Source organism: Aphanothece sacrum FPU1 (assembly GCF_003864295.1).
Lineage (GTDB): Bacteria > Cyanobacteriota > Cyanobacteriia > Cyanobacteriales > Microcystaceae > Aphanothece_B > Aphanothece_B sacrum.
Genome location: NZ_BDQK01000001.1, coordinates 638,518 through 662,010 on the forward strand (window position 1 = coordinate 638,518; position 23,493 = coordinate 662,010).

Below are 23,493 nucleotides of genomic sequence, written 5' to 3' on the forward strand. Positions count from 1 at the left end.
TAAGTTAATTGTCCCTTCGCCCACCTAACAAACCATGTCTTGTCTTACAACGCCTTACCAATAAGGCTTAGAGGGAATCCGAACTAGGGAAGCATTCGGAAGTCTGTGAGATTGTTAGGCAAAGGGGGGCTATTCACCCATGAGCGTCAACCGAATTGGTTCGGTCAATCCCCGTCCCTTTTAGGGCGAGGTTGGTGAAAAGTAATTGTGATAAGCTCTAATCATTTAGTCTAGGAAAGATTCCTAGCTTTTAGAATTAGGTTATCATATCAAGCCTTGGCATTTATTAGTCTATTTGACATACAATTAACCCAAATCCTCAACCAGTATTTTTTTCATCTGTATACTAATTCTCAGTATTTTTTTTGATCACGATTAACCCGTTATTATTCTCATGTCCATCAGTCCCTTGCAACAAGCAATCCGCAAAATTAAGTCAGAACAGCGAAAATGGGCGACCATGAGCAAATATACCCCTAAACAGGTCAATCGCTGGTTTAAATGGCTATCTCCTGGCTTATTTGTTAAACGCTGGTTACTAATTAGTGCGACTGGACTAATTTTAACAATATTAGGCTTAGCTATTTGGATTAAATTAACCCCTATTAATCGTTTTTTGGAGTTTACTTCTAAGTTACTCGAAACCTTTACCACCTATATTCCTTATTATATTTCTGGCCCCTTGGCCCTATTTTTAGGGTTATTTTTGTTACTATGGGGTCAAAGTCGGACTGTCGGTTCTATTACTGAAGCCTTTAATCCTGAAGGAGATGAACAATTAGTTGATCGACTCTTGGCCCATCGTCGCTTAAACCGAGGGGCTAAAATTGTGGCTTTAGGGGGAGGAACAGGTTTATCTACTTTGTTACGAGGACTCAAACAATACAGCGCGAATATTACGGCCATTGTCACTGTAGCCGATGATGGGGGGTCATCAGGACGACTAAGACGAGAAATTGGGGTATTGCCTCCTGGAGATATTCGTAACTGTGTGGCCGCCTTAGCGGATGAAGAAAAATTGCTCACAGAATTATTTCAATATCGTTTTCAAGCTGGAGATGGCCTGACGGGTCATAGTTTTGGAAATTTGTTTTTGACGGCTATGACTGATATTACCGGAGATCTCGAACAAGCGATCGCCACGAGTTCTAAAGTTTTGGCTGTTCGAGGTAAAGTATTACCTGCAACCCTCAGTGATATGCGTCTTTGGGCAGAATTAAGCGATGGACGCTTGATTGAGGGAGAATCTAATATTACGTCCGCTAAGGGGCAAATTCTTCATATGGGTTGTACTCCGGCAGACCCCCCAGCAGTTCCAGCAGCTATTCGTGCCATTGAAGAAGCGGAATATATTATTATTGGGCCAGGTAGTCTGTATACGAGTGTTATTCCTAATCTTTTAGTACCTGATATTCGGGAAGCTTTAGGAAAAGTTGACGTTCCTCGCATTTATGTTTGTAATATTATGACTCAACCAGGGGAAACAGAAGGTTATACGGTAGCTGATCATATTGAAGCTATTGATCGCATTTGTGGCAAACGTTTATTTGATGCGGTTTTGGTGCAAAGAAATCCCCCGTCTCCCTATGCCTTAAAAAGCTATGCTGAAGAAAACTGTCATCCCGTGTTTCTGAATCGAGAAGATGTGGCAAATTTGGGCTGTCGTGTCGTTTTAGCTAATGTTATGGATGAAAATCCGACTACGGGACGAGTTCGCCATGATCCTCAGCGATTAGCTAAAGTATTATTACGCTGGTATCACAAGTCTTAAGCCATGTCATCAGTCCTTATTACCTTACCCGATGTATCATCAACTCAATATTTAGGTCAAACCTTGGGGCATTATTTGTCTGAAGGTACAGTTATTTTACTTGAGGGGAACTTAGGGGCGGGAAAAACCACCTTAGTGCAAGGAATAGGACAAGGATTAGGCATTAAAGATGCCATTGTTAGCCCAACATTTACAATTGTTAATGAATACCTAGAAGGGCGTTTACCTCTGTATCATCTTGATTTATATCGTCTCGAACCTTCAGAGATTCAAGGGTTATATTTAGACAGATATTGGGACTCAAACGAAGTTACTCCAGGTATTACGGCCATTGAATGGGGACAACGTCTACCTTATAACCCTTCAGATTATCTTGATCTAAGACTTATTTATGATGAGGGACAAGGCCGTCAAGCCATTGTACAAACTCAGGGAAATTTTGAGCTAGATCAGAAAATTTGGTCAATGCTTCAAGGGACAAGCAAACAATAATAACTTGTCCCTATATTAACATTAATCTACGTTGAGTTGGTTGCCACGCTTGTATTGTAGGTAAGCAGCGACAAATAACCCCGCTAAGGTAATGGGGATTAATCCTAAAACAATGCCTAAAAGTAAGGGTTCAATCACAGTATTTCTCCTTGTACAGACTGATATTACCGTTTCTTATCCTACCAGGAAAAGACGGGAGGGTGAGAGCCGACCTTTTGCCAACGGGTGATCAACTCCCGTACTTATGGTGATAATAAAATATTATTTTTCACATGATGAGATATTTGAAAAAATAATATATCAAGTCTAAGCCTTATAGTTCCTGAACTATGAATAAATTATCTACTCACGAAGCGAGAAAGTTTTCGTTAACTTTTGTTTGACCTCTGATAGCTAAATAGGAAGCTTGTTAAATACAGCTTTAAAATAAATCTACTTTATGAGGATGAAGACGATGAAAGGACAAGCCATCGTGGGATCTCTTTTAATGGGATTCATTTTACCTAGTTATGCTTTAGCTAGTGTTTATCTTCCCATCAGTCTTTCTGATGGAAATAGTAATAATTTCAATAAATTAGAAACAATTGAAATCGCAGTCGGTTACTTAGATTCACAACAGGTTGCTAATCGTTTATCTAACTACGACCAGCAAATTCGTGATATCGCTGGTCAATATTCAGGGGGAAAAGCTAAATGGAGAAGCTCTTATTTTAATGTTATCAATTCTCAACAACTGAGGCTAAACGTTGAGGGAAAAATTCAGCGAAAAGTAGTAAAAGATCCTAGTATTCGTATTGGACTTTATTTACAATTGCAATATCAAGGAAATTCTACTTATGTCAGAGTTGTAAGCCATGACTACGAAGTGTGGGGTGGGACGTGTAATGCCCCTTGCCAAGATGAGATAGCAAGAAGAATAGCCAACTTACCCTCTTATTATCAGATTTTTGAACAGAATCTCAATAATATGATCTAATCACAATTAGGCAAGTTGCCTCATTCAAATTCTATTGTTTGAGGCATAATCTAATTAATTAGTAAATACAGTAATTAACCAATAAGTATGATGCTACCTAAAACGATTCTGATACTAGCAGCTAATCCAAAGGGAACTTCACAACTCCGTTTAGATGAAGAAGTGCGTGAAATTGATTTAGCGTTACAGCTTTCTCAAAGACGTGAAATGTTTACACTCAAACAGAAGTGGGCAGTTCGTCAAAGAGATGTCCATCGAGCCATATTGGATTGTAAACCCCAAATTGTTCATTTTAGTGGACATGGAGAAGAAAAACAAGGATTAGTCTTTGAGGATGAAAATGGACAAGTTAAATTTGTTAATGCTGAAGCATTGGCGAGTCTCTTTCAAGTTTTTGCGCCTTACGTAGATTGCGTTATTCTTAATGCTTGTTACTCAGAAAGTCAGGTCAAAGCTATTAGTCAGCACATCGATTATGTAATAGGAATGAAGCAAAGTATTGGAGATAAATCAGCCATTGATTTTGCTGTTGGTTTCTATGATGCTTTAGGTGCAGGGGAGTCTTATGAGTTTGCTTTCAATTTAGGACGTAGTGCCATTCAAATGGGTCAAAGGCAAGGCATTGCAGAGCAATTTGTTCCAACTTTATATATTAGACATAATGAAAAACATAAGAATGAAAAACATAAGAATGAAAAGCATAAGGTGGTTGTTATTGAAGGAGAACTGGATAGCTTAGACGAAGCGAAAATCAAAGCACTCATTCAATCGTTACAAAAAAGAGGGAAAGATCTAACAATAGAAATTGTAGCTGTGGAAAAAAGCAGTATTAAGATTATCATTAAAGGAACAGAAGAGGGATTACAGCGTATTCAAGAATTATTTAACTCAGGGAAATTAGAAGACCTAGAAAATTTAAAAGTAATAAGAGTGCGAGATTTAGATCAACAAGAACAAAGGAAGGTTGAATCGAAAAAAAAACCAATGACAATAACAGATAAACAATTACAACAACTTATTGATAGGATATCTAATAATCCTGACCCGAAAAGTTCAGCGAGGAGAAAAGCCATTAATCGGCTACTCAAAGAACTTCAACAATTACCAGGACTGTTAAGATCCTCTAATCGATACTATCTTGAAGCCTTAGATAAAACTTGGGAATGGGTTGCTCAAAATATCTGTAATTTTCAACAGAGATCCCATTTATCACTTCAAGAAAGTTTAGCTAAATGGATTAATAGTTATTTATTTTGGCGCATCAAAGATTTGTATAGCAATCGCCAATACAGTCAAGAAATTAGTATAGATATGGCTTTTAACCTCAATGATCAAAATCCAACATCCCTACTTGATCAATTATCAAAAACAGGTTTTGCTTCTCCTACTCTTAGTGGACTTGATGCTTATATTGAAGAACAAAGAAAAAAAAAGATCCAAGACATTTTTGAGAGATTTGAGCGTTATGTTGAAGAAGACCCCGAAATGCTTTTACGAAAGTGTCACCCTCGTAACTTCCCTGAGTGTCACTGTCAGTTACTTACCAAAAAGTTGCTTTTACAAGAACCACCAGAACGTCTTTCTCAAATACATCGAGAGTTTCAAAACTTAGGGGTAAAAATTCCAGATCAAACCCTTAGATCTCACTGGAAGAATAAATGTCTTCCACTGCTACAAAACCGTTTAGAGAGTTTAGGATACTCAAAGGATGAAGAATCATGAACAATAAAGAAAGACAATTTTTAGAAGTTCCCCTCGGCATCGAAGCCCATCACATTGCTGGTAAATTAGCAGCCGAACAAACCACAACTGAAAAAAGTAAACAGGTCTATTTAAACACATTAGCTGTTTATGCCGTTCATCGATATTTAAAATGGTTAGGAATTGAAACAAGTCTAACTAAAAGTGACAGTTGGAATCCAATTCTTAGAAATAAATGGAATGTTGCAGATTTGGAAATTCCTGGTTCTGGTAAATTAGAATGTCGTCCCTTTTTACCTGGGGAAACTACGATATTTTTACCAGCAGAAGTAACAGAAGATCGGATCGGTTATCTAGGGGTTCAATTTAGCGATCGCTTAGATAAAGTGCAGATTCTCGGATTTACAAAAACAGCGAATGGAGGTGTTTTGGAAATTAGACAATTACAGTCAACTGATGAGTTGATCAATGAACTTTCTCCCGTAAATTTAGGAAAATGGTTTGAGGGGATTTTTGATGAAGTTTGGCAACCGATAAAATTTCTATTTAAAGTCAAAAACTTAGAGCCTCTTAGGTTAAAAAATAGACCTAAAGAGGACTTAAATCCAGATAAAAATGATGCCAATAAAGGAGAAAATAAGGTTATTGAACGAGGTCAAACCATTGGCTTTTTAGCTAATTCTCAGCAACTCAATTTAGTGGTGGGTATCAGAAAAGAAGAAAACCAAGAATTAGGGTGTCTTTTTCAAGTGTTTCCCATGAATGTAGGAGAGTATTTACCTGTTGGATTAAAACTAAAAGTAATCCTTGAATCTGAGGAAGCAGAAAAGAAAGTAGAATCAACAGAACAGAAAGAACCTCTGAAAATACGATTAACTGAACTGCCAGGAAAACTAATAACTGTTCAAGTTCATCTAGAGAATGAGTTTATCACAAGGACCTTCATTCTTTAGTTTAATTCCTGTGATGGTTTAGGATTAGCACGAATTAAACAAAGGAGAAAACAATGAAAAAACAAGTGATTATTACCCCCCAATTGGGAGATTTTCAACAAGGGTTTAGTCAAGTCGCAATTGAAGTCTCTTGGTTAGAGAGTAATCAGCGAATACTTTGTGATTTTAATCAAGCTCCCGAAATTGAAAATTATTACAATAATTGGCGACAACAATATAAAGCTTTAGAGAAAATAAATCAAGCTTTATATAATTATCAAAGAGGTATTATAAGTGAAGATGATGAAACAGATAATTTTCCCTCTGAAGCTGAGCGTATTGCTCAACTTACGGCTAGATATCCAGAAGACATGGCTGAGTGTAATCTAGCTTTTGATACTTTACAAGAGAGCCTTAATTATTGGCTTAATCCCATCAAAAATCGATTGAAAAGAGAACTTGACCTAAATTCTGAAGATGAAATAAATGTTGTTATTCAAACACAGCATATTATTTGTGAATCAACTAAAAATATATTGTCAAAACTACCTTGGCATTGCTGGGATTTCTTTAGTCAAAAGAACTTTGCTGATGTTGCTGTATCATTTAGTAATTCAGCAGAAGTTAACCCTATTCCTGTTGAAACAATGCCAGAATCATCAAAACCAAAAAGAGTCAAAATTTTATGTGTTTTAGGAGATAGCACAAATATTGATGTTGAAGCTGATAGACGATTACTACGAAAAATTTCCGGTGCATATTGTGTTTTTCTCCGGCAACCTACAAAATCAGAATTCTTGAACTTCATGGAAAAAGAACCCTGGGATATGCTCTTTTTTTCTGGACATAGTGAAACTGATGAAACGAATAACACAGGGTTACTGAAGCTTAATAACAAGGAAACATTGAATATTCAAGAAATAGAAGAGACTATTGAAACAGCCATTGAGCAATATCAAAGATTAAAATTAGCTATTTTTAATTCCTGTGATGGTTTAGGATTAGCACGTCGATTAGCCCATTTACCTATTGCTCAAATAATCGTTTGGCGAGAACCCGTTCCCGATAGAATAGCACAAGAATTTCTCAAATCTTTTCTTGAGTATTTCACTGGTTTTGAGTCGTCAACTCCGGGTTTATCTTTATATCGTTCCGTACAGAAAGCTCGGCTTGAAGTCCAAAAATATATCAACGAAAATGACAATATACCACAAATTAGTTGGTTGCCAGTTATTCATCAAAATCTAGCAAAAGAAAGCATCACTTGGCAACAGTTACGAGTACTCCCAGACACAGAAAAACCAATATCTTCATCCCCAACTTCTCCTCCTTTCTGGGAGAGAGTAATTAACTGTATAGGATTAGAAAAAATTGGCATCAATAGGAAGAAAAACAGTCCTCATGAAAGCTTACTAAATAGGGTAGAAAAATCCTGGATTGAAAATGTTCTTGATAAATCCTTGCATATCGAAGAAACCATTGAATTAGGTCTTATTGAACGCTTTGACGCAGTAAGCTATCCCGCAAATATACAAGAAGAAAATTCCCCTCAAAGTATTAGTAAAAAAGTAGAAATTTTGTCTCTATTTTTCCTAATACAAAGCGGTTTATATCAACTTGCCTTATTACTTCTACCAGACTATTCACTACCTGAAGGAACTAGAGCTATTGACATATTTGGTGAGCTTGAAAACAAAAGAACAATGTTGATTCTTGGTGAACCAGGTTCAGGTAAGACTACAGGACTTTTAGAAATTGCTCAAGAATCAATTATTGATGCAAGGAAAGATCAAAATCTACCTATTCCTGTGGTTCTTAATCTTTCTAGTTGGGTTGATACAAGACAACCCAAACCTTTTACTAATTGGTTGGTTAAACAAGTAATTTCTTTGACTCTTTCTAGTTTGGCTGAGGAGAGGCAACCTAAAACTTTAGTAGATTGGTTGATTCAAGAACTAAATAGAATCTATCTATTTCCTAAAAAACAGTGTGATGCTTGGATAAAAAATGAGCAATTACTACTTCTTTTAGATGGTTTAGATGAAGTTAGAGAAAATCAAAGAGAAGCTTGTGTCAGAGCTATTAATCAGTTTCTTCGAGAATATGGAAAAACGGAAATTGTAGTTTGCTGTCGAATTGATGATTATAACAAACTTTCAGAAAAACTTCACTTTCAAAGTGCTGTTTTATATAAGTCCCCGACAGATAAGCAAATTGATCGCTATCTTGATGATGCTAAAGAAAATTTGTCAGCCGTTAAAGAGTTGAAAAAAGAAGATAAAGCCATCCAAACATTACTCAGAAATCCTTTGACACTCAATCTTATTGTTGTTGCCTATAAGGGTAGGTCAAGAGAAAAATTATTAGATATAAGCTCCTTGGAAGAACGCCATAATCATTTACTTAATACTTATATTGAACGGAGATTTACTGATATTGAACAGAGCCTTAAAAATGAGTCTACAAAAAAAGAAACTAATCGCCTTCAATATTCAAAAGAACAATCACTTCACTGGTTAAAATGGTTAGCTCAAAACATGACACAGAGACAGAAAACACAATTATTAATTGAGCAAATACAGCCCGATTGGTTAGAAACAAACTTGCAAAAATCTATGTATCTTATTGGTTGTAGACTTATTCTTGGGTTAATAGTTGGTCTAATTGGGGTTTTCCATTTTGGGACGCAAGTTACAAATAATTTAGGAATGCAGATATCCTTAGTGATTCCTTCAATAATAGCAGGTTTAGTATCATGTCTAATTTCACTGATTCTATCTTATTTTATATCTAGAATAATGCCCAGGTTTATCTCTCATCATCATATATTAAGGTTTATTCCTGGAGTTATCTCTGGGCTTATATATGTTACAATTGCTGTCCTAATGGTCTACCCACTCGTGAATGTAAAATTAACTACTTTGCTGTCCCCTTTAATGATTGATGGAGTGGTTCTGGGTATACTTTTAAGCTTAATAGAGGGAGAAATAGGAATTATTGATACTATTAGTTTATCATGGAAACAAGCCAGAAAGTATTCCCTAGTTGGATTATTTTGTGGATCAATTTATGTGTTAGCTCGCTGGCTTTTAAGCGATGTGTATGAATCACATTCAGGCTTGCATGGAGGCTTGACCGTTTTACGTGAAGTTAAACACGCTCCCATCATTGTTGAGTTGATCATTTTTACAACACTCTCCGGGCTTATTGGTTTATTAGACAAAGGACTCAATTTAGAACAAACAATTATTCCTAATCAGGGTATTTGGAGATCAGCCAAAAATGCCAGTTTTTTCTTTGGAATCTTTTTTCTCGCAGGGGCTTTTTATGGCTTACCTTACTCAGAGAAAGCTCATGAAATAATCAGTATAGGATTAGCAGTTGGGTTACTTGCAGGGTTAGTAGGGGGAAAAGGCCCCGTTTTTGCAGGAGTAGTTTTGATTCAACACTTCGTTTTGCGTTTAATTCTCTGGTTAGATGGCTATATACCTTGGAATTATGCCCACTTTCTTGATTATGCAACAGAACGAATCTTTTTAAGACAAGTCGGTGGTAGTTACATTTTCCTTCACCGAATGTTGTTGGATCATTTTGCTCAGATAAAGTTAAATGAAATTCAACAGTGACAGGACTTACGCACCATGTCCCAAAAAACCCGTTTTCTCATTGCAGTGTCACAACCGCCAAATGACATAATCTCCTTGGCGAAAACGGGTTTTTGGGTAAGTCCTGTTTTAGAGGAACCAAACCAAGCATGGTTTTGTTGTCAAGGTTTACGAAGGTTGGGTAGAGGGTAAAATGGTTTGCTGTTCATTAATTAATAAAGTCACTAAAGTTCCCATACCTAACAATACAGCACAACTCCAAAAAGCCAAGTGATAATTCCCACTGTTCGATCTTAAATAACCACCCAGGAAAACACCCATTGCCGCCGCAACCTGATGAACTAGCCAAGCAAAACCGAGAATACTGCCCATAGCAGTAGCACCAAAGCGATTACCAATTAAACTGGTAACTAAAGGAATAATCGGAAACGAAGAAACACCATAAACAATGGCAAAAAGATAAAGCTGTTCAACTTGAGTAGAAGTTGCTAACCAAATAAAGGCGATCGCTCTAAGTGAATAAAAACCAATCAGCAAAGTCTTCTTACTCAAAGACTTACTTAACTGACCCGTAAACCACATCGAAACAGCACTAGCTGCGGCAGCTAAACCCAATAATTGACCCCCTAAAGCGGTTCCTCCTCCTAAATCAAAGGCATACTTTGGTAAATGGGTTGTCACCAAATATAGAGTATAACCACAGGTCATAAAACCGACAGTTGTTGTCCAAAAATAACTACTATTTAAGGCTTCTGGAAGTGAAATACTTTTAGGTAAACTTGCTGCAGAATAGGACTCTACCATACCATCAGGATTCTGTCCCACTTCATTAGGGTTACTTTTGACAATCAGTAGAATGGATGGCACCACAATCAATAGCATAAATGAACCGAGAACCAAAAAGGCTGATCTGAATCCAGTATTAGCAATTAACATCCCCGTCAAAGGTAACAAAATCAGTTGTCCGACATTAATTCCCATGGAGCTTCTGGCCAACATCATCGGTCGTTTCTTAACATACCATTGGGAAACAAGAACTGAATTGGCCATAGAACCACAACCAGCAAAACCAATTCCTGTAAAAACGCCGTAGTATAAGAAAAATTGCCAAACTTCAGTAATAGTTGACGATAACAAAAAGGAAACTCCCATTAGCAAAGCACTTCCTGTGAGGACGAATTTAGCCCCAAATCGATCAATTAATCGTCCCATTACAGGTTGCAAAATTCCCCAGGTTAGCATATTAAGAGAAACAGCTAAACTTAAGGTAGTTAAATCCCAATTATAAGATTGACTCAGGGGAGTAAAGAATTGACCCCCTGTAAGATTTAATCCAAATGCACCCATTAGGGTAAGAAAAGTTACGCCTACAACACTCGGGCCAAGAAAAGGACGAGTCACACAAATGCCTCCAATTACAATATTTTAAACAGTAAAAAGCTTGTTATTAACTCTATCACAAGTACGGGAGAGCCGCATTAGTTTGGAGAGTAACAAGAATATCATCGATCTACTGATAAACAGGATTAACCGATGAGAACAGGAGTTAGTGTTGTCAGAACAGTCGACATTTTTCGACTCCGTTTATAGTGAAGATGTAATTATTTATTCAAACGTCTTGCTTCCAATTCCGGAAAATTAAATCCATTAGTAAAATAAAGCCAGATTCTTTTTATTAGCAAATGTCTGTACTTAAAATAGGTTTTTTTTATTATATTAGATTCATTCGGTTTTTTCAGGAATTGAGTAAGAAACTATTGTTGGTAAAAGTATCAGAGCAACAACTCCTTATTTTTCAATACGAGGGATTAACTCTCTTCTGTCAAAGTGGGGTTTCACCCCACTTTCTCCTTGGCTGAAATAGCTTGCCTTCGTTAAAATCTCCTGAAGTGACAGAAGATGGCTAGTTTTCAGTTCAGAAAAATCTACCCGTAATTAGCCAAATCTGTCCTGTTGTTAAATTTTAATTGCTCTGTTACCATTTGATCGAGTTACTAACAATAAAAAAACGAGCCATCTACTGAAAAAGCTTCGGCATGTTTAGTGTTTGTTATTGTTTTGTTAATCGTTTAATCTTTTGTTGATTTTGTACGAGGATTTTTGTCATGAAATTTAACTCTCAAGTTGTTTTAGTGGCGGCTGGCGTTCTATTGAGTTTAGAAGGATTTAATATTCAAGCAGCCCAAGCTATTACCTTTAATCTCAACTGGACAGGCCAATATGGTGGATATTCGGCTAAGGGTAAGTTTAGTTATGATGAAAACTTGATTCCTGAAGATGGAGTCATTCGTAAAAACAATATAACCGCATTTGATATTGGTTTTTATAACCCTGATGGGAGTTTGATAGAGAACTTTGTTGACAACCATTTAACTTATCCTCTGTTTAATTTTAACTTCGATACCAAAACCAAACAGGTTCTTCAAGATGGAATATATTATGGTCCTAGAGGATTGGATATCGGATTTTCAAAAAATGTTAGTGGATTTCCCAAAGGGAGTATTAGAACTGGTATACCTGAAGGGATAGCTATGTGGACATCGGGTCCTATAGAGCCTTTAGGAATTCATATTCACTTGTCTGGTTATGGAGACGAATATTCTCGATTACCGATTACCTTTCATGGTTTAATGGACTTTTTGGATATAGCCTTCTTCACATTAACCCAAAAACAAGGTTTGGACGCTACTGGCCAGAATAGTACCAACGCAGACAACACCAGATTAGGACAAACTTTAGAAGCGACTCAGGTTCCTGAACCTTCCGGTTTAGCTGGGATAGTAACCCTGGGTTTTATAGGCTTATTTCCTTTTGTTGAGAGACGCTTGAGAAAAAACTAGGTATTTTTTAGTAATTTTGTGCGACTTTAACTCTAAAGAGTTAAAGTCTATTGTGATAATAAAGCATAACTTGTCCGGTAGAAGCACATAGTTTAATCATGACCACCTACTTACCTTAATTCGTCAAGTTTCCCAACTTGACTTTGTGAGGGTTGGAGAACTTTGAACCCTCGCTTAAGAAATAAACTAGCGTTATCGCCCCAAAATATTGCAAAATGTAAAGGAGGACAAAAATATTTTGTTGTAATAACCCGTGATTCAGTCATTAGTTCAGCCCAAGAATACCCGACAACGGCTTATCCTAATTACGTTAGCCCTTATATTGATTGTCGTAGGTATGATATTCGGTTGTTATATCAAACAAATTTCTGATCCGTATATTCATGAAGTTTTAGCCCTTAACGGAGATACCGCTAAGGGTCAAGCTATTTTTGCCATTAATTGCGCGGGATGTCATGGGTTAGACGCAGATGGAAATGTCGGACCTAATTTACACCACGTTCACCAACATAAATCAAAGATCAGTCTAATTCATCAGGTTACTAGCGGACAAACTCCCCCTATGCCAAAGTTTCAGCCAAGTTCTCAAGAAATGGCAGATTTACTCAATTATCTAGAGAATCTTTAAAGAAAAGATTAGGTAAGTTTTTCTATGACAAAAAAGCTGATTATTCAAGCAAATCGCGCAGAAAAAGAATATTGGCGGGATTTGTGGCGATACCGAGAGTTATTTTATTTTTTAGCTTGGCGAGATATTCTTGTACGCTACAAACAAACTGTCATTGGTATTGCTTGGGCCTTGTTACGTCCGTTATTAACAATGATAGTCTTTAGTATCGTTTTTGGCACATTAGCAAACTTACCTTCTGAGGGAGTACCTTACCCTATTTTAGTCTTTTCTGCTATGTTACCTTGGCAGTTTTTTGCTAATGCTTTAAGCGAATGTAGTAACAGTGTAATTAATAATTCTCAGTTAATCAGTAAAGTTTATTTTCCCCGTTTAATTGTGCCAACTAGTTCAGTTATTGTCAGTTTTGTAGATTTTCTGATTTCTGGCATAATTTTAATAGGCTTAATGGCATGGTATAATTTTGTCCCTAGTTGGCGCATTTTAACATTACCTATCTTTATTTTAATCGCTTTTGCCGCAGCAATGGGAGGCGGATTATGGTTTTCCGCTTTAAATGTTCAGTATCGGGATTTTCGTTATGTTGTTCCTTTTGTTGTGCAATTTGGCTTGTATATTTCCCCTGTAGGATTTAGTAGCAATATTGTCCCAGAAAAATGGCGTTTATTGTATTCTCTCAATCCAATGGTAGGGGTAATTGATGGGTTTCGTTGGGCAATTTTAGGGGGAAAAACACAAATTAACTGGGGGGGATTTACCCTATCAATGGTGTTAGTAATATTATTATTAATTACTGGGGTTGCTTATTTTCGCAAAACTGAAAGAAAATTTGCAGATATTATTTAGGATCAGGAAACAATTAAGTTGACTAGAATAAATGACATTACTTTTATTTTACCTATTTGTTTAGATTATGCTAAATTAATAATGAATAAAAGGCTAAAGCCTTATTCTATAAAAACGAGCGTCCGACGAGCGCGGACGATCATTCTAGGTTGCGTAGGCAACCTTTGTTTGTATAGCTTAACTCTGAGCGAGTTAAAGTCTATTATTTATGATCCAGTACTTAACAGTTAATTTAAAATAAGTGTATAATATTATTATATAGAATTTTTAATTAGATAAAATGGCCTCAACCGTCAGTCTAAAATTAACTACTCAAATTATTTGGGAAAAACTTCCTAAAGACTATATCTTACCTGATAATCCTGTGGAGAATATCTTACAACCTTTATTAGCATCTGCTCTTACCGAAGCTCTTGATCTTGCTAATTTACTAATTAGTAAAATGTTAGTCGCAACGAATATGGGAATTTGCGCTAAGATTGACCAGAGAACAGTTGTTAAAGCTCCTGATTGGTTCTATGTTCTTAATGTTTATCCATTGTCTCAAGGCGAAATTAGACGCAGCTATACCCCTAATTTAGAAGGAGATATTCCTCTAATTGTGATGGAATTTCTTTCTGAAACCGATGGAGGAGAATACTCTGTTCGACCTACTTATCCTTATGGTAAATTATGGTTTTATGAAAAGATTATTAAAGTTCCATTTTATGTCATTTTTGAGCCGAGTATACCCTTGCTTGAAGTTCGTCAACTAAAGTCAGATGTATATGAATTATTAACCCCTAATATAGAGGGACAATACTTAATTGAACCTTTAGGATTAAGATTAGGAATATGGACAGGAACTCGCCAAAATATAACGACTTATTGGTTACGCTGGTGGGATATTTCTGGTAATTTATTATTATGGGGGTCTGAAAAAATTGAACAAGAAAAATGTAAGGTGCAACGGTTAGCTAAACGGTTAAAAGAATTAGGGATTGAGTTGGAAGAATAATGAACTAAAAATCCAAATAATATTATAAGCCTAAGCTTATATGTTAATTTCTGTTAAATTCATTGTATTACTATCCTAAAAATACTAACTTAATGAAGTATGACTTTAAATAAAATGAAAATGACAATTGTATTTGAAGTATCTCAAGAAGACGATGGGGGCTTTGTAGCCGAATGTCTAACAGAAGATATTTTTACTCAAGGGGATACTTGGGAACTATTAAAAGCCAATATTCATGAAGCGGTTAAAGGGTTTTATTTTGATCAACAGAATTTGCCGAGTGTTAAACTCCACTTTGTCAAAAATGAAATATTAGCGATTCAATGAAAATCCCCAGAAATCTCAAAGGTTCATACTTAGGGGAAGTTCTCTGTAAATCATGGGATTATCAAATTATTCATCAGGAAGGAAGCCATATTATTCTGGAGATCGCCGCTAAAATTAGAAACTTTAAAAATTAGGAAAAAGTCAAATCATCCCGCAGTGATGCAACGCCCTTGAACCATCTTTGTTCGTTGGTGAACGTAAAGATTTAATGAAGAACTGATAGATTGAGGTCGAAATCTGGGTAAATTTAAGAAAGCCAACAGAATTGACGGATCAGTGTACAAATGTCTGATACGATTATCAAGGTCGAAAATTTAGGGAAAAAGTATATTCTTGGTCATCAAAAGGAAGGAAGCTCAAATTATGTTGCTTTGCGTGATGTGATTGCCGAGGGTACTAAGTCTCTTATTGAATCATTCTACAATCCAAAATCTAAAGTCCAAAAGAATACAGAGGAATTTTGGGCGTTACAAGATGTATCATTTGAAGTCAAGCGAGGAGAAGTAATTGGCATTATTGGGCGCAATGGAGCCGGAAAATCGACATTATTAAAGATTTTAAGCAGAATTACAGAACCCACCACAGGAAAGATTGAGATTGGGGGTCGGATAGCGAGTCTGTTGGAGGTAGGGACAGGTTTTCATCCAGAATTGACCGGAAGGGAGAATATTTACCTGAATGGGGCAATTTTGGGTATGAGTCGGGAGGAAATTAAGCGCAAGTTTGATGAGATTGTTGCCTTTGCAGAGGTAGAGAAGTTCCTAGATACCCCCGTTAAGCGTTATTCTTCGGGGATGTATGTACGGTTAGCGTTTGCGGTGGCAGCGCATTTAGAACCGGAAATTTTGATTGTAGACGAAGTTTTAGCGGTGGGAGATGCAGCATTTCAGAAGAAGTGTTTAGGAAAAATGGGAGATGTAGCTAAGAAGGAGGGGAGGACAGTTTTATTTGTGAGTCATAATCTAGCGGCAGTTCGCAATTTGTGTTCTGTAGGAATTCTTCTTAGTTCAGGTAAACTTTTTTTGCATAGTGATATTAATTCAGTTGCAGATAAATATCTTTTAGATATGTTTGAAGGTACAAGTTTTTCTAGAAAAAATTCAGGTACTCGTTTTATGAGAGTTAGCTTAAAAGATGAACATAACAAGGATTTAAAAATATTAGGTATAGAACAAAAAGCTTATTTGAATTTTAAGGTTTTTATAGCAAATTACAAAGAAGATTTAAATGTAGGATTTACTCTTTATAAAAATGATATTCCTGTTTTATCAGCTTCTGCGCTAGATAGCTTACAAAAATTACCTAAAGAAAGTAGTGAGTTAAAAATTCAATTGCCTGTGCATTTATTAACAACAGGAGACTATAGAGTGGAGGGAGCAATTTGGGATCAAAATCAAATATATCATCAAGATGATTATCTAACTTCTTTTAGAGTAGAAAGAAATAGCTTTTTAGAAACAAGAGGGGCAAATTACAGAGGAATAATAGCATTGACAGCAGATTGGATTGTTGATTCTGACAAAAAAAATGTAATCAATCAATGACTTATAATCTCGGTTTAAATAGAAATTTGACACGATAAACTAAGGAAAAAAGAAATTATCAATAACTTTAACTTTTTTCTGGAAAGCCGCATTAACAATAATTTCATGATATTTAGGAGAGAATAATGAATTTCTTTTTAAAAAACCTATCCCCTTTTTATAGCTATTTTTTACCTCCAGAAGACGCAGTTTATAATCAAACGATAGACTCTGATCTTGAAGAAAATAAATATTTATTAAGAGGTAAGGTATTAAATGCAGGAGCAGGTTGGCGTGATATTTCCCATTTAGTAGAAGGTGAACTTATTAATCAAGATATTTCTTACCCAGGGGATACAAGAACTAATATACAGATATATTCTGCTTTGCATATCATACCGGTTAATGATCAATTTTTTGATACAATCGTATGTATTGGGGTACTTGAACACACGGAAAATCCAGAAGAAATCATGAAAGAATTTTATAGAGTTCTCAAATCTAATGGTCATTTAATTTTAGATATTCCTTTCTTACAACCAGAACATTTATGTCCCACTGATTTTCAACGTTATACTAAAGATGGTATAATAAGACTGGTTCAACATCATGGTTTTTCAGTTTTATCCGTTCAAGGTCGTTTTACAGTTTATCATACACTTTATTGGATAGTTTGGATTTGGCTACATCAAAAAAACAATTTTTTCTATTTAATTCTTAGGTTACTCTTACTTCGCCCCTTAATATTTGCTTCAAAATACTCGAATACTTACACAGATAAACTAGCATCATGTTTTCAAATATTGGCAGTGAAAAATCAAGAAATGATTAACTGAGTTGTATCATCTAGCTGAATAATTGTAAATAAAAATTAAACAAATTATGCTGAATAAGGTCTTGATTTTTACTTCTCCTATATACTCACTGAAAATAACTGATGGTGGGCCGAGTGGTTTTATTGCTCAGAATATTTTGGGACATGATTCTCAAGTTTATCAACTCAGTGTCAATCTATCTATTTATCATAAAAAATATACAATACCCTATAGAATTGCCAGAAAAATTAGACAAACTTTTAAGATACCATTAAGAGAAGATAGAGAACGAGAAGATCAACTAAGTGCTAGTAATTTACATAAGGTGAATGAGTTTAAATGGTGGGGAGAAAGTAGTCAGCAACATTTTTTAGACATCAAAGCACAAGATTATAAGTTTATTTATTTTCATGATGTCTGGACAATGAAAGCGTGTTTACCTCTGCTTAGTTCTTCGCAAATCGTAATACTACAATCTCATTGTCCTGAACTACCTTCGGAGGAAATCGCTTCTCAGTCGTATTTTAGTAAATCCGATATAGAATGGTCGGTAGAGGCCGAAAAAGATGCTTTTGCTAGGGCAGATATTTTAATTTTTCCCAACTGTTATGTCATGGAAATATATAAGCCCCTAATCACAAGTAGGTCTAAAATTCACTATCTTTTGTCAGGGGCAAAACAGAGAGATTCTTTACATAAATATCCTCTTGATGATAAAATTCATCTACTATATATAGGAAGGAGAAATTATATTAAAGGATTTGATATTGTTTTAGAAGGGTTTAAACAAGCTTATGCTATTAGAAAAGACATTGACCTTATCTTAGTTGGACGGGGAGACAAAATAGAAGAAGAAGGAATATATGACATCGGCTTTACTGATTCCGTCCATCATTGGATTTATAATTGTGACTATGTAATTAACTGTAATCGTCAGAGCTATTTTGATTTGAGTTTTTTAGAAACTTTATCTATTGGAATACCAATTATAGCTTCTTGCACTTCGGGGCATCAACAATTTACAGAAAATCAATCACAAGGAATCATTAATATTGGGGAACCTAAATCAGATAATCTTAGCCAAATTCTTATTTCTTCAAAAATAAGAAAAAAAGTTTTTAATCAAGAACCCTTAGAAGCTAATCAACAACTTTATTTAACCCAATATTCTGATGTAATTTATAGAAAAAATTTAGAAAATTTATTATTTGGCATAATTCAGGAGAAAATGGCAGCATGAAAATCACACAAATTTCTACTTCAGATATCGCTCATGGTGCAGGAATAGCAGCTTACCGCTTACACAAAAGCTTACAAGAAACAGATCACAAATCAGAAATTATTGTTTCTTTAAAAAAAACTAATGATGATACTGTTCATCAAATTAAGAAACCACCATCAAATCTCTTGACAAAATTCAAAGATAAACTTGAAGCAAAGTTAGAATTTTTTAGTAACCATTGGGGAGTACAAGGTATTTATTCTACAAGTTGTGATGTATTAATAAAACATCCATTAATGGCTAATTCTGATATCATTAATCTTCATAATATTCACTGGCATGAAAGAAACCTTTCTTTAAATATTTTACCAATTTTAAGTAAAACAAAACCTTTGGTTTGGACACTCCATGATATGTGGGCAATTACAGGACACTGTATTTATTCTTTTGAATGTGAAAGATGGCAAATAGGATGTGGTCAATGCCCTGATTTAGATTCTTATATCTCTCTAAAATATGATACAACAGCTATCAGTTATAAAATCAAAAAATCTACTTATAAAAAATCTAATTTAACCATAGTGACCCCTTCTGAATGGTTAAAAAAATTAGTTATGCAAAGCCCTTTACTTAGCAATTTTGAAATTTTTCATATTCCGAATGGGATACCACAGGATATTTTTCATCCATTACCTAAAACCGAGGTAAAACTAGCTTTAGAAATTGATATTGAATACCCAATAGTTTTATTTATTGCTTCTTACCTCGATGATGTTCGTAAAGGATATGCTTATTTTGAAGAAGCTCTATTACGACTGCATGATGAGTTTCCTAATTTGCAAATATTAGTATTAGGAAATGGTAAACTTCCTGAAAAATTACGAGCAAAATTTAAAGTAATAGAAATGGGATACATTAATAATGAAAAGCTAATAAATATCATGTACTCTGCAGCAGATTTGATGATTTTTCCTTCTTTTGCTGACAACTTACCTAATACAGTATTAGAATGTTTAGCTTGTGGTACAGCCGTTGTCGCATTTAAAGCTGGAGGCGTACCAGAAATGATACAACACATGAAAACAGGTTATCTTGCTGAATCTCAAAATGCAATAGATTTAGCTAATGGAATTAAAACCCTTCTCAGTCAACCTTCTATGCTACAATCAATGCAGTCCGAATGTGTTAACTCTATTACCCAAAATTTTTCTGCTCAATTGCAAGCTAAACGTTATCTATCCTTATATGAAAGCTTAATTGAAAGACAATCATCAATTACAAATAAGGGGCTTTTGTAAAAAATCATGAATAGTTTAGATAGTGTTTATCAGTATTTATTAGAAAATATTTGTTTTTCCAAAGATATAAATTATTTAGAAAAGCAAAAAAAACTTTTTGAATTAGGAGTAAAAAGCTCTTTGTTATTTTATGAGTTTATTAAATTTATTATAAAAGATGTGAGAAATCATGAGCTAGAAAAAATCTATTATTTTACAAGAGAAGGAGAATTCTTTCAAAAAATTCATGATATTATTGTTGAGCATTCACCAGATAATTCAATTAAAAGTGAGCTTGTGGAGGCTAGTCGATTAACAACATTTTCTCCATCATTACAAGCAATTTCAATTGAAGAATTGAAGCGACTTTGGAGAATGTATTCTACTCAATCTATGGGAGCAATGCTTAAAAGTTTAAATGTTAATAATTTTGAATTTTTTACCACAATTTTTAAATCTTATGATATAGATATCGATATTCCTATAGAAAAGCCTTGGCTAGATTTGAGAGTTAAGAAAGTTTTTGCTGATCCATTGTTTCAAAAAAATATTAAAACTTGTGTTGATATAAAAAAACATTTACTTCAAGAATATCTATTAAATAAAGGACTGAATGAACAAGCTAAGAAAATAGCCATGGTAGATATAGGTTGGCGAGGAACAACTCAAGATAATTTAGCATTACTATTCAAAGACACAACAATTCATGCTTATTACTTAGGAATGCAACCTTTTTTAAATCCTCAACCTAATAACATTATTAAACAATCGTTTTTAGGAGATCAAGTTTTTTTAAATAGAAGGCAAGAGTTAGTTTATCTTAAATATGTTTCTCCTATTGAAATGATGTGTAACTCCCCATCAGGAACAACTATTGATTATCAAAATATAGAGGGAGAAATTCGTGCTATTAGAAAAACAATAGAACTAGAAAATGATATTTTCTACGAATATACTCAATTTTTTCAGCAAGGAGTATTAGAAGGCATAAAATCTTTAGTTAAACTTGAACAAGAAAATCCTAATTTATTTAAAAATACTTCAAAATTTTGTATAAAAATTGCAAATGATTTATGGATGAATCCTAAAAAATTTTTGACAGAGGCTTATTTTCAACTGCATCATGATGAAACTTTTGGAGTTGGAGAAATTATTAATAAAGGAGAACCGCATTTTATCCCGATGAGCTTAATTTTACAAGCATTATTTAATAAAAAAAAATGGGATCAATTGGGATTGTTATTAGCTGATACTGGATGGATTCAGGGATTATTTACTTACTATAATTTAGGATTTTTAAACCCTGTATATAATTTGAGAATAAAAATGAAAAGTAAACCCCTTTTAAGGGAAGAAACAAATGATGGTTTTACACTATAATTGACGTTGTAATTATTATATAATTCTGATAAAGATGAATTCTATGATTTATTCCTTTGATGTTTTTGATACTTGTCTAGTTCGTACTGTAGCGAGACCAACAGATCTATTTTATTGCTTATTTAGGCAATCTTCGAAGGAGATTAGTTTAGAACAGGTTAATGAATTAGTTCGTCTTAGAATTGAAGCAGAAACACAAGCAAGAAATAATCATTATGTAAAGACAGGGCGAGAAGATATTACCATTAAGGATATTTATGAATGTTTTGACTCTAAAAATTTACCTTTTAATAAAGGACAATTAATTCAGTTTGAAATGGACTTAGAGTATCAATATTTACGTCCTATTCAAATCATTAAGTCTCAAATTACACAATTAAGAAATCAAGAAATAAAGATCATTTTTATCTCAGATATGTATCTTCCTCAGCCTTTTATCAAAAAATGCTTAATTGATTACCAAATAGGTCAAGAAACTGATCAGGTTTATGTTTCAGCAAATATTGGTCTTACTAAAGCCACAGGTAATCTCTTTAAGTATATTCTCAAACAAGAAAATATCCAACCTCATCAACTGTATCATACGGGAGATAACCTATATGGTGATGTATTGATTCCTCAAAAATTAGGCATTAAAACTACTCATTTTAAAAATAGTCAACTCAATCGCTACGAACAAAAATCTATTACTCAATCTCTTGCACCTGTAGAAGTGCGATCACAAATTTCTGGAATTAGTCGTGTTGTTCGCTTAAGGAGTGAAGATAAGGTTTCTCTTTCTTCAGAAATGACCTCTATAGCAGCTAATATAATTGCCCCTCTGCTGATTAGTTACGTTACTTGGATTATTCAAGATGCTAATCAAAAAGGATTAAAAAGACTGTATTTTGTTTCGAGGGATGGACAAATTCTACATAAAATTGCTCGAAAATTAGGTAAAACTATTCCTATCCCAGAATGTCGTTATCTTTACGGTTCTCGCCAAGCATGGTTTTTGCCCTCTATTTCTCAAGTTAATCAAGATAAATTAGAATGGTTAATTCGTGAGGGACAATCAACTGCCCCAATTGATTTATTGAAAAAAATACAAATTGAACCTAAAGAAATTCAATCTACTCTCGATAAATTTAATTTTACATCTGAAAGGCTAACTCATCAACTTACCCCCCAAGGAATCGAACAATTTTGGCAAGTTATTGAAGATTCTACCGTAGCTCAATTAATTTTAGAAAAAGCCCAAAAAGCACGTCAATTAGCTTTAAAATACTTTACTCAAGAAGGAATGACTTCAGATGATTTATGGGCAATTGTTGATCTCGGATGGATGTTAAGATGCCAAAAAGCACTCAAAGAAATTCTTTCTCATATTAATGATCCAAACAACGTCAAAGGATACTATTTAGGAATTCGTAGAAATTGTTTAAACTCAGGAGAAGTAGGAGACTATTCTGGGTTTATTCTTCAAGATCCACTGGCTTATTCTTATCAACCAGAAAGTGAATATATATTTAGAGGAATTCATCTGATTGATCAAATTTTTACAATGGCAGATCACTCCCTCGTAGTTGGATATCAAGAAAAGAATACTCAAATGCTTCCTATTTTTAAAGAGGTAGCTATTTCTGCTGAAAAATATAATCTTGTTGAGGCTAATCATAACATTATTCTTAGCTATGTGGAAGAAATAGCAAAAACTGATATACTAAATTTCCATAATGATGAATTAAAACGATCTGCTATTAGCAATACTGTCGATTTTTTTGCTAATCCACAAATTCATGATGTAAGACCTATTGCCAAATTATATACAAGTAATGATCAAAATGAATCCAATTCTCGCCCTGTTGCCCGAAAACTCAAAACTCAGGATCTTTTGTATTTTGCTTTTCGTTTGATTCTTAAAGCTAAACCTAGAGAATATTCCCAAGGATTTGATTGGTTAGAAGGCTCAGTTGCACTTTCTAACCCTTTATTTAAACTGATATTTCGAGGCTTTTTGCAGTTACGAATGGTAATATCTGATCACAAACCTATTTGGATATACTGGGTATGGTTTCAAATAAAACAGAAAAAATAAATCAGTTCCCCTGTTATTTTTAGCAATATTTATGGGAATATTTAGATATATGTAGGGCAATTGAATTAAACTTGTGAATTAGAG

General features: G+C 34.5%; 19 protein-coding genes. 17 read left to right on the forward strand and 2 right to left on the reverse strand.

Annotated elements, in window-relative coordinates; all coding sequences use genetic code 11:
• The first annotated feature begins 394 nt into the window (after positions 1-394).
• Both AsFPU1_RS02900 and tsaE read left to right on the forward strand, forming a co-directional pair.
• Positions 395-1,771, forward strand: a complete 1,377-nt coding sequence (locus AsFPU1_RS02900) for a gluconeogenesis factor YvcK family protein (protein WP_124977373.1) — start codon at positions 395-397, stop codon at positions 1,769-1,771.
• Positions 1,772-1,774: 3 nt separating this feature from the next.
• Positions 1,775-2,263, forward strand: coding sequence for a tRNA (adenosine(37)-N6)-threonylcarbamoyltransferase complex ATPase subunit type 1 TsaE (gene tsaE / locus AsFPU1_RS02905; protein ID WP_124977375.1), 489 nt, complete (start codon positions 1,775-1,777; stop codon positions 2,261-2,263).
• 21 nt (positions 2,264-2,284) lie between these two features.
• Here the strand turns inward: tsaE and petG are convergent, their stop codons facing one another.
• Positions 2,285-2,401 carry a cytochrome b6-f complex subunit V gene (gene petG / locus AsFPU1_RS02910; RefSeq protein ID WP_124977377.1) on the reverse strand — a complete coding sequence of 39 codons (117 nt, stop codon included), beginning with the start codon at positions 2,399-2,401 and terminating at the stop codon, positions 2,285-2,287.
• Positions 2,402-2,717: 316 nt separating this feature from the next.
• On the opposite strand from petG, the gene AsFPU1_RS02915 reads away from it, so the two are divergent.
• The 4 genes from AsFPU1_RS02915 (at position 2,718) to AsFPU1_RS02935 (ending at position 9,498) form a co-directional block, all read left to right on the forward strand.
• Complete coding sequence (locus tag AsFPU1_RS02915) at positions 2,718-3,239, forward strand: hypothetical protein (protein ID WP_124977379.1); 522 nt, start codon at positions 2,718-2,720, stop codon at positions 3,237-3,239.
• An 87-nt stretch (positions 3,240-3,326) separates the two neighbouring features.
• On the forward strand, positions 3,327-4,961 hold the full coding sequence (locus tag AsFPU1_RS22930) for a CHAT domain-containing protein (protein WP_227873618.1): 1,635 nt from the start codon (positions 3,327-3,329) through the stop codon (positions 4,959-4,961).
• Positions 4,958-5,893, forward strand: a complete 936-nt coding sequence (locus AsFPU1_RS02930) for a DUF1822 family protein (protein ID WP_124977381.1) — start codon at positions 4,958-4,960, stop codon at positions 5,891-5,893. Before AsFPU1_RS22930 ends, AsFPU1_RS02930 begins: the two co-directional genes overlap by 4 nt.
• A gap of 53 nt (positions 5,894-5,946) precedes the next feature.
• Positions 5,947-9,498 carry a CHAT domain-containing protein gene (locus AsFPU1_RS02935; RefSeq protein ID WP_125061037.1) on the forward strand — a complete coding sequence of 1,184 codons (3,552 nt, stop codon included), beginning with the start codon at positions 5,947-5,949 and terminating at the stop codon, positions 9,496-9,498.
• Between the two features lie 147 nt (positions 9,499-9,645).
• Here the strand turns inward: AsFPU1_RS02935 and AsFPU1_RS02940 are convergent, their stop codons facing one another.
• A complete protein-coding gene (locus AsFPU1_RS02940) occupies positions 9,646-10,878 on the reverse strand; it encodes an MFS transporter (protein WP_227873619.1) in 1,233 nt (410 codons plus the stop codon).
• A 704-nt stretch (positions 10,879-11,582) separates the two neighbouring features.
• Here AsFPU1_RS02940 and AsFPU1_RS02945 point away from each other — a divergent pair.
• The 11 genes from AsFPU1_RS02945 (at position 11,583) to AsFPU1_RS02995 (ending at position 23,409) form a co-directional block, all read left to right on the forward strand.
• A complete protein-coding gene (locus AsFPU1_RS02945; RefSeq protein WP_124977385.1) occupies positions 11,583-12,317 on the forward strand; it encodes a PEP-CTERM sorting domain-containing protein in 735 nt (244 codons plus the stop codon).
• A 253-nt stretch (positions 12,318-12,570) separates the two neighbouring features.
• Positions 12,571-12,945, forward strand: coding sequence for a c-type cytochrome (locus AsFPU1_RS02950; RefSeq protein ID WP_227873620.1), 375 nt, complete (start codon positions 12,571-12,573; stop codon positions 12,943-12,945).
• 24 nt (positions 12,946-12,969) lie between these two features.
• The gene (locus AsFPU1_RS02955) at positions 12,970-13,791 is read left to right on the forward strand and encodes an ABC transporter permease (RefSeq protein ID WP_124977387.1); all 822 of its coding nucleotides are present in this window, start codon (positions 12,970-12,972) and stop codon (positions 13,789-13,791) included.
• A gap of 280 nt (positions 13,792-14,071) precedes the next feature.
• Positions 14,072-14,788 carry a Uma2 family endonuclease gene (locus AsFPU1_RS02960; protein ID WP_124977389.1) on the forward strand — a complete coding sequence of 239 codons (717 nt, stop codon included), beginning with the start codon at positions 14,072-14,074 and terminating at the stop codon, positions 14,786-14,788.
• 120 nt (positions 14,789-14,908) lie between these two features.
• Positions 14,909-15,115, forward strand: a complete 207-nt coding sequence (locus tag AsFPU1_RS02965; RefSeq protein ID WP_227873621.1) for a type II toxin-antitoxin system HicB family antitoxin — start codon at positions 14,909-14,911, stop codon at positions 15,113-15,115.
• 284 nt (positions 15,116-15,399) lie between these two features.
• On the forward strand, positions 15,400-16,659 hold the full coding sequence (locus AsFPU1_RS02970; protein ID WP_124977393.1) for an ABC transporter ATP-binding protein: 1,260 nt from the start codon (positions 15,400-15,402) through the stop codon (positions 16,657-16,659).
• A gap of 125 nt (positions 16,660-16,784) precedes the next feature.
• A complete protein-coding gene (locus AsFPU1_RS02975) occupies positions 16,785-17,474 on the forward strand; it encodes a class I SAM-dependent methyltransferase (protein WP_124977395.1) in 690 nt (229 codons plus the stop codon).
• A 46-nt stretch (positions 17,475-17,520) separates the two neighbouring features.
• A complete protein-coding gene (locus tag AsFPU1_RS02980) occupies positions 17,521-18,693 on the forward strand; it encodes a glycosyltransferase (RefSeq protein ID WP_124977397.1) in 1,173 nt (390 codons plus the stop codon).
• Entirely contained in the window at positions 18,690-19,973 is a 1,284-nt protein-coding gene (locus AsFPU1_RS02985; protein ID WP_124977399.1) for a glycosyltransferase family 4 protein, read from the forward strand. Before AsFPU1_RS02980 ends, AsFPU1_RS02985 begins: the two co-directional genes overlap by 4 nt.
• 6 nt (positions 19,974-19,979) lie before the next feature.
• The gene (locus tag AsFPU1_RS02990; RefSeq protein ID WP_124977401.1) at positions 19,980-21,332 is read left to right on the forward strand and encodes a hypothetical protein; all 1,353 of its coding nucleotides are present in this window, start codon (positions 19,980-19,982) and stop codon (positions 21,330-21,332) included.
• A 34-nt stretch (positions 21,333-21,366) separates the two neighbouring features.
• On the forward strand, positions 21,367-23,409 hold the full coding sequence (locus AsFPU1_RS02995; RefSeq protein WP_124977403.1) for an HAD family hydrolase: 2,043 nt from the start codon (positions 21,367-21,369) through the stop codon (positions 23,407-23,409).
• Positions 23,410-23,493 lie beyond the last annotated feature (84 nt).

Bases quoted from the DNA above. Each gene is read 5' to 3' on its own strand.
- AsFPU1_RS02995 (WP_124977403.1), top strand. From the start codon at position 21,367: ATGAATTCTATGATTTATTCCTTTGATGTTTTTGATACTTGTCTAGTT.
- AsFPU1_RS02955 (WP_124977387.1), top strand. From the start codon at position 12,970: ATGACAAAAAAGCTGATTATTCAAGCAAATCGCGCAGAAAAAGAATAT.
- AsFPU1_RS02900 (WP_124977373.1), top strand. From the start codon at position 395: ATGTCCATCAGTCCCTTGCAACAAGCAATCCGCAAAATTAAGTCAGAA.
- AsFPU1_RS02980 (WP_124977397.1), top strand. From the start codon at position 17,521: ATGCTGAATAAGGTCTTGATTTTTACTTCTCCTATATACTCACTGAAA.
- tsaE (WP_124977375.1), top strand. From the start codon at position 1,775: ATGTCATCAGTCCTTATTACCTTACCCGATGTATCATCAACTCAATAT.
- AsFPU1_RS02915 (WP_124977379.1), top strand. From the start codon at position 2,718: ATGAAAGGACAAGCCATCGTGGGATCTCTTTTAATGGGATTCATTTTA.
- AsFPU1_RS02960 (WP_124977389.1), top strand. From the start codon at position 14,072: ATGGCCTCAACCGTCAGTCTAAAATTAACTACTCAAATTATTTGGGAA.
- AsFPU1_RS02985 (WP_124977399.1), top strand. From the start codon at position 18,690: ATGAAAATCACACAAATTTCTACTTCAGATATCGCTCATGGTGCAGGA.
- AsFPU1_RS02990 (WP_124977401.1), top strand. From the start codon at position 19,980: ATGAATAGTTTAGATAGTGTTTATCAGTATTTATTAGAAAATATTTGT.
- AsFPU1_RS02935 (WP_125061037.1), top strand. From the start codon at position 5,947: ATGAAAAAACAAGTGATTATTACCCCCCAATTGGGAGATTTTCAACAA.
- AsFPU1_RS02975 (WP_124977395.1), top strand. From the start codon at position 16,785: ATGAATTTCTTTTTAAAAAACCTATCCCCTTTTTATAGCTATTTTTTA.
- AsFPU1_RS22930 (WP_227873618.1), top strand. From the start codon at position 3,327: ATGATGCTACCTAAAACGATTCTGATACTAGCAGCTAATCCAAAGGGA.
- AsFPU1_RS02945 (WP_124977385.1), top strand. From the start codon at position 11,583: ATGAAATTTAACTCTCAAGTTGTTTTAGTGGCGGCTGGCGTTCTATTG.
- AsFPU1_RS02930 (WP_124977381.1), top strand. From the start codon at position 4,958: ATGAACAATAAAGAAAGACAATTTTTAGAAGTTCCCCTCGGCATCGAA.
- AsFPU1_RS02970 (WP_124977393.1), top strand. From the start codon at position 15,400: ATGTCTGATACGATTATCAAGGTCGAAAATTTAGGGAAAAAGTATATT.
- AsFPU1_RS02965 (WP_227873621.1), top strand. From the start codon at position 14,909: ATGACAATTGTATTTGAAGTATCTCAAGAAGACGATGGGGGCTTTGTA.